Origin of the sequence: Azospirillum sp. 11R-A, assembly GCF_049472615.1 — a bacterium.
Classification (GTDB): Bacteria; Pseudomonadota; Alphaproteobacteria; order Azospirillales; family Azospirillaceae; genus Azospirillum; species Azospirillum palustre.
In genome coordinates this window covers 284372-295000 of record NZ_JBCEBL010000006.1, presented here as the reverse complement: position 1 = coordinate 295000, position 10629 = coordinate 284372, and the positions used below count along the sequence as shown (strand labels likewise).

Annotated in this window: 11 protein-coding genes (1 of these 11 running past the window's edge); 6 read left to right on the top strand and 5 right to left on the bottom strand. The window is 67.0% G+C overall.

The features are described from left to right. The 3 genes from VH569_RS12285 to VH569_RS12275 form a co-directional block, all read right to left on the bottom strand. Window positions 1-808, bottom strand: the 5' portion of a protein-coding gene (locus VH569_RS12285; protein WP_423315572.1) for a lipid II:glycine glycyltransferase FemX. The gene continues 152 nt to the left of window position 1, outside the view; the window shows 808 of its 960 coding nt (coding positions 1-808); the start codon lies at window positions 806-808; its stop codon lies off the left edge, out of view. A gap of 30 nt (window positions 809-838) precedes the next feature. Continuing rightward, window positions 839-1699, bottom strand: coding sequence for a flagellar motor stator protein MotA (gene motA / locus VH569_RS12280; RefSeq protein WP_098740974.1), 861 nt, complete (start codon window positions 1697-1699; stop codon window positions 839-841). 364 nt (window positions 1700-2063) lie between these two features. Further along, entirely contained in the window at window positions 2064-2429 is a 366-nt protein-coding gene (locus VH569_RS12275; RefSeq protein ID WP_423315570.1) for a hypothetical protein, read from the bottom strand. Between the two features lie 371 nt (window positions 2430-2800). Between VH569_RS12275 and VH569_RS12270 the strand changes: the two genes are divergently transcribed. Beyond that, the gene (locus VH569_RS12270; protein ID WP_423315568.1) at window positions 2801-3376 is read left to right on the top strand and encodes a glutathione peroxidase; all 576 of its coding nucleotides are present in this window, start codon (window positions 2801-2803) and stop codon (window positions 3374-3376) included. An 84-nt stretch (window positions 3377-3460) separates the two neighbouring features. Here the strand turns inward: VH569_RS12270 and ccmB are convergent, their stop codons facing one another. Both ccmB and ccmA read right to left on the bottom strand, forming a co-directional pair. Then, entirely contained in the window at window positions 3461-4126 is a 666-nt protein-coding gene (gene ccmB, locus VH569_RS12265) for a heme exporter protein CcmB (RefSeq protein WP_098740972.1), read from the bottom strand. After that, window positions 4123-4815 (bottom strand): heme ABC exporter ATP-binding protein CcmA, encoded by a 693-nt coding sequence (ccmA, locus tag VH569_RS12260; RefSeq protein WP_423315566.1) that lies wholly within the window; start codon window positions 4813-4815, stop codon window positions 4123-4125. Before ccmA ends, ccmB begins: the two co-directional genes overlap by 4 nt. A gap of 589 nt (window positions 4816-5404) precedes the next feature. On the opposite strand from ccmA, the gene VH569_RS12255 reads away from it, so the two are divergent. The 5 genes from VH569_RS12255 (at window position 5405) to VH569_RS12235 (ending at window position 10529) form a co-directional block, all read left to right on the top strand. Continuing rightward, window positions 5405-7084 carry a putative transporter gene (locus VH569_RS12255; protein ID WP_423315564.1) on the top strand — a complete coding sequence of 560 codons (1680 nt, stop codon included), beginning with the start codon at window positions 5405-5407 and terminating at the stop codon, window positions 7082-7084. A gap of 137 nt (window positions 7085-7221) precedes the next feature. Continuing rightward, on the top strand, window positions 7222-8028 hold the full coding sequence (locus VH569_RS12250; protein WP_376957810.1) for an ABC transporter ATP-binding protein: 807 nt from the start codon (window positions 7222-7224) through the stop codon (window positions 8026-8028). Window positions 8029-8114: 86 nt separating this feature from the next. After that, entirely contained in the window at window positions 8115-8969 is an 855-nt protein-coding gene (locus tag VH569_RS12245; protein ID WP_255636334.1) for a lysine/arginine/ornithine ABC transporter substrate-binding protein, read from the top strand. A gap of 161 nt (window positions 8970-9130) precedes the next feature. Then, window positions 9131-9835, top strand: coding sequence for an ABC transporter permease (locus VH569_RS12240; protein WP_109051188.1), 705 nt, complete (start codon window positions 9131-9133; stop codon window positions 9833-9835). 4 nt (window positions 9836-9839) lie between these two features. After that, window positions 9840-10529, top strand: coding sequence for an ABC transporter permease (locus tag VH569_RS12235; protein ID WP_423315563.1), 690 nt, complete (start codon window positions 9840-9842; stop codon window positions 10527-10529). Window positions 10530-10629: the final 100 nt, after the last annotated feature.

Genomic DNA, 10629 nt, shown 5'->3' with positions numbered 1-10629 from the left:
GCCGCGTGGCGCCGTTCTTGCGCCCCTCCTCGCTGGCCCAGCTGATCTGACTGGTGGCGCAGGCGCCATGACGGAAGAACAGCCAGCAGGCGGCCGGCGTGCTGCCGTCCAGCGCCGTGATCATCAACGCCCCGTCGTTGCGGCCGCCGCCTTTGACCATGGCGTTGCGCAGACGGACCGCCAGCGGCCCGGTCATGGCGCGGAACCCCTTCTCGCGCGCCTGGTCATGCTCCCGCTTCATCAGCCAGGGCAGGTTGTCGGCCTTCCAGTCGACGTCGAGGACGAGACCGGCCTTTTCGGCCCCGCGCAGGCGCTTGCGCCAGTCGCGGGCAAGGCCGGCATGCATTGCCTCCTCACTCCGCGTCAGGTCCAGCCAGACGGTCCGATAGCCGGGGCCGACCTTGCGGAAGCCACAGCGGGCGAGCAACGCCTCGTTCTCCGCTCCGGCCGAAAGTTCGGGCAGCAGGTTGGCGCGGCTGAGCGGATTGCCCGGGCAGGCGCGGCGCAACAGGCGGAACACCGCCTCCAGCGTGTCGGCATCGGGAATCGTGCCGTCCAGCCACAACGGTCCGCGGTAGCATTGCCGGTCGTGGAACAGCTTCAGCATGCGGCGGTCGAGCGTCTGGACGAGGCCGATCGGCTCGCCATCACGGCCGATCACGCCCAGGCGTGGTACATGGCCATAGGTGCGGCCCATGGCGCGGCCATAGGCGAAGCTCTGCAGCAGGGTGGAACGGGGAACGCGGGCGAACAGCGCATCCCAATCGCCGACGGTACCCTCGTTCCAGGCGATGTCGATGTCCGGCATCGGCGTCTTCCGAAGGATCAGGTGGCCGGATCAGGCAGGCGGCAGGGCGGAGGTCGCCTCTTCCACCTGGGCGAAGGTCGGGCGGTATTCCGGTTCCAGCACGTTGCGGGCGTATTCCACAGAAATGGCGGGCGCGTAGCCGGACAAATGCGCGATCAGGCCGGTCTTCATCGCCTGATAGTACTTGCCCTCGGCGTGATAGACGTTTTTGAGCCCGCTGGCGATGGGTGCGAGGAAGCCGTAGGCGACCAGAATGCCGGTGAAGGTGCCGACCAGCGCGCCGCCGATCAGCTTGCCCAGCACCTCGGGCGGCTCGGTGATCGAGCCCATGGTGTGAATCACGCCCAGCACCGCCGCCACGATGCCAAGCGCCGGCACGGCGTCGGCCACCGCCTGGATGGCATCGGCGATGCGCTGGTGTTCGTGGTGCATCGTCTCGATGTCCTCGTCCATCAGGTCGACCAGTTCATGCGGATTGTCCGCGCCCAGCGACATCAGACGGAGATAGGTACAGAGGAAGGCGATGGCGTGATGGTCGCCGTAGAATTTCGGGAACTGCTGGAAGAGCGGCGAGTCCTCCGGCTTTTCGATGTGCTGTTCAAGCGCCAGCAGGCCCTTGGTCTTCGCGATCTTGAAGACCTGATACATCATGGTGAGGACCTCCAGGAAGTCCTCCTTCTTGTATTTCGGGCCTTTGAACAGGTGGCCCAGCTCCTTGCCAGTGTGAGTGACCACCGATTTCGGATTGGCGATGAAGAAGGCGCCGGCACCGGAACCCAGGATGATCATGAACTCGAACGGCATCCACAGCACGCCCATGTGGCCACCGCCGAGGATGTAGCCACCGAACACACTGAAGATCACGATGCCGAAGCCGATCATCACGAACATTCGGTCTCTCCCCTCCCCATACCGACCACGGGCCGCAAGATGCTCCCGGCGGACAGATGGCCGGACATCGGTTGAGTTTCCGTGAATCACCCGAACGGCCTACCGCCTTCGCGACAGGCCGCGCGATCCTACCGATGCAGGAGTGCCCTGTCACGAAAGGACTGAGGAGTAAGGGTTTTCAACGGGTGCAGGGAGGAGGGACGGTGAACGGGTCGCTGGGCTCCGTACCCAGGAGGGCAAATGCACAGCCGGAGCGCGACGGAAAAGCACAGGATGGTCACAGCCCAAGCGGGGCGGACCGGCAGCGCAACGCCCCAGCGACCGGGTGGACCGGCCAGCCGGGGCGTTCGAAAAGCACAGAACGTTATCGAAGCGGAATGTTCATCTGGACGCTGACGCCCGGTTGCGGCGGCGGCGGGGCATAGATGACCGGGGGCGGTGCGTAGGACGGCGCATACATGACGCGCGGCGGCGGGGCCGGCACCACGACCACCGGCGGCGGCGCGCCATAGATGACGACCGGACGGTCGTCATGGTGATGCTTCTTGTGGTGGCCCCAGCCATGGCCGCGGCCATGTTCGCCCGGGTCGGCAAGCGACGGCGCAGACAGCGCGGCACCGAGCAGCAACATCGTTCCGGCGACACCGGCGGCCTTCGCCGCGGCACGGGCAGCCCGGCGCATTGCCGTTCGCGGCATCTGGGGATCCTGCATGGCGGCTCCGGCGTTCATCGACCTGTTCTCCTGGAATGGGCTTGCATCGGCAATGGGAAGCGCGGACGCCGGGCGGCCGGCCACATACCCATTTCGATGGGATAAACGCTTATGCTCAGGCTGAGGCTCGACCGGGTGGGACATTTTTGGGCGCTGTGCGGTGGACGGGATTGGGTAAAGGGACGGCGGCGAGAGGTTGCCGTGCATCCTTACCTATGAAGCTGTTGATCGACGGCGGCCGCCGCTACCCGTCCGAAGGGGTTAGACCGGATGACGCGCGCAGTTGGATGGCGCCGTCATGATCCGATGGGCACCGGCGCTCGTATCAGGCATCGTATGAGTAAGGATGACCTCATCCCAACCGCCACCCCTCCCACCGAGCCGCGCCGATGACCGTCCGAGCCAGACTTCGCACCGTCGCCATGGCGGCAGTCCTTTCCATGATGGGAGGCGCCAGCGCCATGGCCGCAAGCAGCGCTTACGATTTCACCTTCCAGAACATCGACGGCAAGCCGCTGCCGCTGTCGCAGTTCAAGGGCAAGGCGATCCTGGTGGTCAACACCGCCTCGCAATGCGGCTTCACCCCGCAATACAAGGGGCTGGAGGCGCTGTGGCAGCGTTACCGCGATCGCGGTCTGGTGGTGGTCGGCGTGCCGTCCGATGACTTCGGCGGACAGGAACCGGGGAACGCCAACCAGATCAAGGATTTCTGCGAGGTCAACTACAGCATCGACTTTCCGATGGCGGACAAGACGGTGGTGTCGGGCGACAGCGCCCACCCCTTCTACCGCTGGGCGGCGGACGAGCTGGGCTTCCTCGCCAAGCCGCGCTGGAATTTCCACAAATATCTGGTGGGGCCGGACGGCAAGCTGGTGTCCTGGTTCTCCACCATGACCGACCCCGAGTCGGACAAGGTGCGCGAGGCAATCGAGACGCTGCTGCCGGAAAAGGCGCCGAAGTCGTAGCAGCGCCTTAGATCGGATCGCGTAAAATCGGAATCGATTTGAAGCGTGAATCCGATCGTCAAATATAAAGCTATAGCCCCTGCCCTACTCCACCGCCTGCCGCAGCGCCGCGGCCCCCGCCCAGGGGGCGAGCGGCAGGGCGGCGGCGAGGATGCCGGCAAGCAGCAGCAGGTGCGGACGCGGGGTCAGCCCGTTGATCGCCGCGTCGATGGCGCCGGCGCCGAAAATCAGTACCGGAATGTAGAGCGGCAGGATCAGCAGCGACAGCAGCACGCCGCCCCGTCGCGCCCCCAGCGTCAGCGCCGCCCCGATGGCGCCGATCAGGCTGAGGATCGGCGTGCCCAGCGTCAGGGTCAGCACCAGCACGCCGAACCCCTGCGCATCCATGTTCAGCAGAACGGCCAGCAGCGGAGCGGCGACGATCAGCGGCACGCCGGTGACCAGCCAATGGGCCAGGGTCTTCGCCAGCACCGCGGCCTCCAGCGGCAGGGGGGACAGCGACAGAAGCTCCAGCGAGCCGTCCTCGTAATCGGTCTGGAACAGACGCTCCAGCGACAGCAGCGAGGCGAGCAGCGCCGCCACCCAGATCACGCCGGCGGCGATGCGGGCCAGGATGTTCGGCTCCGGACCGACGCCGAAAGGGAACAGCACCACGCACAGCACGAAGAACATGACGGCGATGGTGGCGTCCGAGCCCTGACGCAACGCCAGCCGCAGGTCACGCGCGACAAGGCGCAGGAAACGGCTCATGGCCCGGCCCTTTCTTCCTCATACTCGTCGCCCACATTCTCATCGCCGGCCTCTTCGTCGGCGTAGGGGGTGAACTCGTCCAGATGCAGTTCCTCGCCGCCGGGGGTGGCGATGTCGGTGTGGGTGGACAGCACCACCATGCCGCCCTGCGCCCGATGTTCGGCGATCAGCCCCTCGAACAGGGCGATGGCGGCGCGGTCGAGTGCCACGGTCGGTTCGTCCAGCAGCCACAGGGTCGCCGGTGCGGCCAGAAGCCGCGCCAGGTTCAGCCGGCGCTTCTGACCGGCCGACAGATAGCGGCCCGGCACCCCGGCGATGTGCGGCACCCCAAGCCGGTCGAGTGCGGCCCGCGCGTTGGCGGCGGGATCGGCGGCCCCGGCCAGCGCTGCCCAGAAGGCAAGGTTCTCCGCCGCCGTCAGCACCGGTTTCACCGCGTCGAGATGGCCGACATATTGAACTTTCGCCCGGTGGGCATCCGGGTCGTCGGCGACCGACACCCCGTCCCAGTCGAGCGTGCCGCGCAGCGGCTTCAGCAGCCCGGCCATCACCCGCAGCAGGCTGGACTTGCCGCTGCCGTTGGGACCGAGCAGAACCAGCGCTCCGCCGGGGGCGATGCGGAAGTCCAACCCGGTGAAGACCAGCCGGTCGCCACGCAGGCAGGTCAGCTCTGATCCGGCAAAGACGGGCATGGTGACGGGTCGCGCTTCCGGTTGAGGGAGGCGCTGCTATAGCACAAGGCGGTGGGAAAGCCGGAGCGAGAATGCGGCCGCCCCAGCGGTCAACCGACGCAGCGGTTCAGTGGGCACAGCGCTTCGATGGACGCGGGACAAAAGAAAAGGCCACCGCGAGGGGGTTCTCGCGATGGCCTTGCGTCCGGCCGGGTCCGGCCGGTCGATACCTTGTGGAACGGCTTCGTTCGTCGCTGCGATGGCGCTAGGGGGAACGCCGATGCGCGCGACCTCTGGGGCCGGTTGCTTGGGTTATCGTGTAAGGGAAGAAAGTGGCAAAATTTGGATGGAGTTCGAGGAATTGGATGCTACCCGATGACGCACCACGGTCTCCGCAGCGCTGCGCTCCCATGCGTGCGCCGCAGCGCCGGGTGCCGGGATTGTCACGGCTAAAGACCGGACGCTTGTTCTGAATCAACGCCTTGACCGCTGTCCTGACGCATCGTGTTGCCGTCATGCCCCCGCTCGAACGGGGACCGCCGCGCCCCTCCGGGTTTCCCCGTGATTGCGGCGGCGTCTGCCCAAATGTGTTCAGGAAGCGAGTTGTCCCATGTCGGCCTTCGCAGACATCCTCCAGGCCATGCCGCCGATCGCGCGGGTGGTGTTCATGCTCGGTCTCGTGTCGGCAGCGGGCGTGGCGCTCGGCCATATCAAGATCCGCGGGGTCGGGCTCGGCATCGGCGGCGTGCTGTTCTCCGGGATCGCCGGCGGCCACATCGCCAAGCAGGCGGGCATCGCCTTCAATCTGGAGATGATGGACTTCATCCGCGACTTCGGGCTGATCCTGTTCGTCTACACCATCGGCATCCAGGTCGGTCCCGGCTTCTTCGCCGCACTCCGGCGGACCGGGCTGGCCCTGAACGGGCTGGCCCTGCTGATGGTGGGATCGAGCATCCTGCTGACCGCGGTGCTGGTGTCGTCGGGGGCGCTGTCGCTGGGCTCCTCGCTGGGCGTGTTCGCAGGTGCCGTGACCAACGCCCCGGCGCTCGCCGCCACCCAGCAGGTGCTGACGGAGGTCGGCGCCGACGCGGCGGTCATGGCGCTGCCCGGCCTTGCCTTTGCCGTCACCTATCCGTTCGGCATTGCCGGCAACCTGCTGTCGATGGCCGCCGTCCGCATCCTGTTCCGCATCGACCCGGAGGCGGAGGCCACCCGCTTCGAGGACTGCCGCCGGGCTGAGGTATCGACGCTGGAAACCATGGATCTGGCGGTCCGCAATCCGGAGCTTGCCGGCCGGCCGCTCGGCTCCATCGACCTGCTGTGCGGCCAGGGAGTGGTCGCGTCGCGCCTGCTGTGCGACGGCAAGCTCTGCGTCCCGCATGACGGAACCTGCCTGAAGCTGGGCGACGTGCTGCATGTGGTCGGGCCGCGGCCGAAGCTGGAGCAGGTGCGCGCCCTGCTGGGGCAGGAGTTCGACCGGCCGCTGACCACCAAGGGCACCGACCTGAAATGGGAGCGCATCGTCGTCACCAACAACGCGGTTCTGGGCAAGTCGATCGCAACGCTGAACCTCCAGGACGCCCATGACGTGGTGGTCAGCCGGGTCAACCGGTCGGGCGTGGAGCTGGTGCCGACCCCGGCGCTGAAGCTCCAGTTCGGCGACATCCTGACGGTGATCGGCCGGCCGGACAGTCTCGCCGCCGTCGGGCAGATCTTCGGCAACTCCACCCGCAAGCTGCAGCAGGTGGAGATGATTCCGATGTTCCTGGGCATCGCGCTGGGTGCGGCGCTGGGCGCCATCCCGATCTTCCTGCCGGGGATGCCGGCGCCGCTGCGCCTGGGCCTTGCCGGCGGGCCGCTGATCGTCGCCTTGATCCTGGGCCGCATCGGCCATGTCGGGCCGCTGGTCTGGTTCATGCCGCCGGCCGCCAACCTGGCGCTGCGCGAGATCGGCATCATCCTGTTCCTGGCCGTGCTGGGCATCGCGTCCGGCGACCGCTTCGTCGCCACGCTGGCCAGCGGCGCCGGCTGGCCCTGGATGATATGGGGCGTGCTGGTGACGCTGGTCCCGCTTCTGCTGACCGGGCTGGTCGCACGTGGGCTGATGAAGCTGAACTTCCTGACCATCTGCGGCGTCCTGGCCGGCGCCCAGACCAACCCGCCGGGGCTGGCCTATGCCAACGCGCTGGTCGCGTCGGAGGCTCCAGCACTGGCCTATGCCACCGTCTACCCGCTGGCGATGTGCCTGCGTATCCTGGGGCCGCAAATTCTGGTACTATTGTTGTGGTAACGCACCATTTTCCGACACAAGCGACACAACGCGCGCGGCGTGTGAAATCCGCGTTGCGGAACCCCTGCGCCCCGGTCTAGCCTGTGCCGTAATGGTCAGACCATAACCAGCCTCCACAACCCAGCCGGTTCTCCCGCATGCATCGCCATCCGCCCGTCAGCGATTCCGCTCCCGCCGCCGTCGCCGTGGAGGATTTGCACAAGCGGTTCGGCGAGCTGGAGGTGCTGAAGGGTGTGTCGCTGACCGCGCGCGAAGGCGACGTGATCACGCTGATCGGCTCGTCCGGCTCGGGCAAGAGCACGCTGTTGCGCTGCATCAACATGCTGGAGATCCCGGACGACGGCCGCGTGGTGATCGGCGGCGAGGCCATCGCGCTGAAGAAGACGCGCGGCGGCGCCAGCGTCCCCGCCGACTCCCGGCAGGTGGAGCGCATCCGCACCCGGCTCGGCATGGTGTTCCAGAGCTTCAATCTCTGGACCCACATGACCATCCTGCAGAACGTGATCGAGGCGCCGGTCCATGTGCTGGGCGTGCCGAAGGCCGAAGCCATCGACCGCGCCCGCATGCTGCTGGACAAGGTCGGCATCCTGGCGAAGGCCGACAGCTATCCGGTCCAGCTTTCGGGCGGGCAGCAGCAGCGCGCAGCCATCGCGCGCGCGCTCGCCATGCAGCCGAAGGTGATGCTGTTCGACGAGCCGACCTCGGCGCTCGACCCCGAGCTGGTCGGCGAGGTTCTGCGCGTCATCCGCCAGTTGGCGGACGAAGGCAACACGATGATCCTGGTGACGCACGAGATGGGCTTCGCCCGCGAAGTGGCGTCCAAGGTGGTTTTCCTGCACCAGGGGCGGATCGAGGAGGAGGGGTCACCCGACAAGGTGCTGACCAACCCCGACTCGGACCGGGTGCGGCAGTTCCTCTCGCGCCATCTGTCCGGCGCGGCGTGAGGGGACGAGGCAGAGGGCAGGACCGGACCGTCAGAAACAGCCCGGCTCCCAACAGGGGCCAAAGAACGGGCGAACCGAACAGAGGAGTGTGTTCCTTGAAGAAGATCGTTTCGGCCCTGGCGCTCGGCGCCATGATGGCCGTCGCCGCTGCCGGCGCCGCCGGTGCGAAGGAATGGAAGACGGTCCGCATCGCCAGCGAGGGCGCCTATCCTCCGTGGAACGCCACCGACACCTCGGGCAAGCTGACCGGCTTCGAGGTCGACCTCGGCAACGACCTGTGCAAGCGCATGAAGGTCACCTGCGAGTTCGTCGCCCAGGATTGGGACGGCATCATCCCGGCCCTGCAGCAGGGCAAGTATGACGCCATCATGTCGGCGATGACCATCACCGACGAGCGCAAGAAGGTCATCGACTTCTCGGTCCCCTACGGCACCGAGCCGTCGGTCTTCGCCGTCGTGACCGGTTCGCCGCTGGCCAAGGCGCTGAACCTCGGCGCCGACCGCGTCGACCTGAACGACCAGGGCAAGGCCAAGCCGGTCCTGGACAAGCTGGCCGAAGCGCTGAAGGGCAAGTCCGTCGGCGTCCAGGTGTCGACCATCCAGGCCGACTTCATGGACAAGCATCTGCCGAAGGTGACCATGCGCACCTACGACAAGATCGACAATGCCGGCATCGACCTGGGCTCGGGCCGCGTCGACGCCATGCTGGGCGACCGCTCGGTCGTCGAGGCGGTGGTGAAGGCCACGCCGGACAAGATGGTCATCGTCGGCCCGAACTTCATCGGCGGCGTGATCGGCGAAGGCATGGGCGTCGGCCTGCGCAAGGACACCGCCGACCTGAAGGCGATGTTCGACAAGGCCATCGGCGAGGCGCTGAAGGACGGCACCGTCAAGAAGCTGAGCACCCAGCATTTCGGCTACGACATCTCGCCCACCAAGTAAGGGGGCGAAGCAAGGCGGCCCCCAGGTCCGCCTGTCTGATCGGTACGGCGCCCGGCGGCCTTCATGGCAACCGGGCGCCAGTCGTTCAGTAACCTCCGTTCGCTGACCCCCGTCCGGCCGGCGCTCCGCGCCGCGCCCGGCGGGCCTTACCGGGCGTGCCAATGCTGGAACTCCTTTCCTTCGGTCCCAACGGCTGGGGCGGACAGTTGCTGATGGGCACCGCGATGACGGTCGCGGTCGCCGTGTCGGCCTTCGCCTTCGGCATCCTCGTCGGGTCGCTCGGCGCCTCGGCCAAGCTCAGCCACTCCCTGGCGCTGAACGTCGTGGCCGATGTCTACACCACCATCGTGCGCGGCATCCCCGAACTGCTGGTGATCTATCTGCTGTTCTTCGGCGGCAGCGGCGTCGCCACCTCCATCGCCTCCGCCTTCGGCTATGACGGCCGGGTCGATCTGAACGCCTTCACCATCGGCGTGCTGGCGGTCGGGCTGATTTCCGGCGCCTACTCGACCGAGGTGATCCGCGGTGCGGTGCAGTCGGTCCCCTTCGGCCAGATCGAGGCGGCGCGCGCCTGCGGGATGAGCCGCTGGCTGATCCTGCGCCGGGTGCTGGTGCCGCAGACGCTGCGCTTCGCCCTGCCCGGTCTCGGCAATGTCTGGCAGCTGACGCTGAAGGACACGGCGCTGGTGTCGGTGACGGCGCTGGCCGAACTGATGCGCATCACCCATCTGGCGGCCGGCGCCACGCGCCAGCCCTTCCTGTTCTACAGCACCGCCGCCGTGCTGTACCTGATGCTGACCACCATTTCGACGGCGCTGTTCAACCGTGCCGAAATCTCCGCCAATCGCGGCGTCCGGAGGGCCTGAGGCCATGAACTGGCAATTGATGTGGGACAGCCTGCCCCGCATGCTCGGTGGGCTGACGCTGACTCTGGAGCTGATCGTCGGATCGCTGGCGCTGGGGGCGCTGGTCGCCTTCGGCGTGGCATTGCTGCGTCTGTCGGGCAACCGCGTGGTGGAGACGCTGGCGGCGGCCTATGTCTTCGTCTTCCGCGGCACGCCGTTGCTGGTGCAGATCTTCCTGGTCTATTACGGGCTCGGCCAGTTCGAGTTCATCCGCGACAGCATCCTCTGGCCCTTCCTGCGCGAGCCCTACTGGTGCGCCATCCTGGCGCTGACGCTGAACACCGGCGCCTACACCAGCGAGGTCCTGCGCGGCGCCATCCTGTCGGTGCCGCAGGGACAGGTGGAGGCGGCGCGGGCCTGCGGCATGTCGCGGGCGCTCGCCTTCCGCCGCATCGTGCTGCCGGTGGCGATCCGCCAGATGCTGCCGGCTTACGGCAACGAGGTGATCCTGATGGTGAAGGCGACCTCGCTCGCCAGCACCATCACGCTGATGGAGGTCACCGGCATCGCCCGCCGGATGATCGCCCAGACCTTCGCGGTCTTCGAGCTGTTCATCGTCGCCGGCGTGATCTATCTGGTGCTGAACTTCATCGCCACCCGCCTGATCAAGTTCGCCGAATGGCGCCTGACCCCCTACCTGCGGGCACGGGCGTAAGCCGCGTAAGTAAGGATAGCGTCGAACAGGCCCTCTCCCACCCAGAGGTTTTCCCCTCTCTTCCTTGGAAAGCAAGGTCAGAGTGAGAGAGACGCACGGC

Excerpts from the sequence above, each read along its gene's own strand:
- motA (WP_098740974.1), bottom strand. The coding sequence starts at position 1,699 with ATGTTCGTGATGATCGGCTTCGGCATCGTGATCTTCAGTGTGTTCGGT.
- VH569_RS12275 (WP_423315570.1), bottom strand. The coding sequence starts at position 2,429 with ATGAACGCCGGAGCCGCCATGCAGGATCCCCAGATGCCGCGAACGGCA.
- VH569_RS12270 (WP_423315568.1), top strand. The coding sequence starts at position 2,801 with ATGACCGTCCGAGCCAGACTTCGCACCGTCGCCATGGCGGCAGTCCTT.
- ccmB (WP_098740972.1), bottom strand. The coding sequence starts at position 4,126 with ATGAGCCGTTTCCTGCGCCTTGTCGCGCGTGACCTGCGGCTGGCGTTG.
- ccmA (WP_423315566.1), bottom strand. The coding sequence starts at position 4,815 with ATGCCCGTCTTTGCCGGATCAGAGCTGACCTGCCTGCGTGGCGACCGG.
- VH569_RS12255 (WP_423315564.1), top strand. The coding sequence starts at position 5,405 with ATGTCGGCCTTCGCAGACATCCTCCAGGCCATGCCGCCGATCGCGCGG.
- VH569_RS12250 (WP_376957810.1), top strand. The coding sequence starts at position 7,222 with ATGCATCGCCATCCGCCCGTCAGCGATTCCGCTCCCGCCGCCGTCGCC.
- VH569_RS12240 (WP_109051188.1), top strand. The coding sequence starts at position 9,131 with ATGCTGGAACTCCTTTCCTTCGGTCCCAACGGCTGGGGCGGACAGTTG.
- VH569_RS12235 (WP_423315563.1), top strand. The coding sequence starts at position 9,840 with ATGAACTGGCAATTGATGTGGGACAGCCTGCCCCGCATGCTCGGTGGG.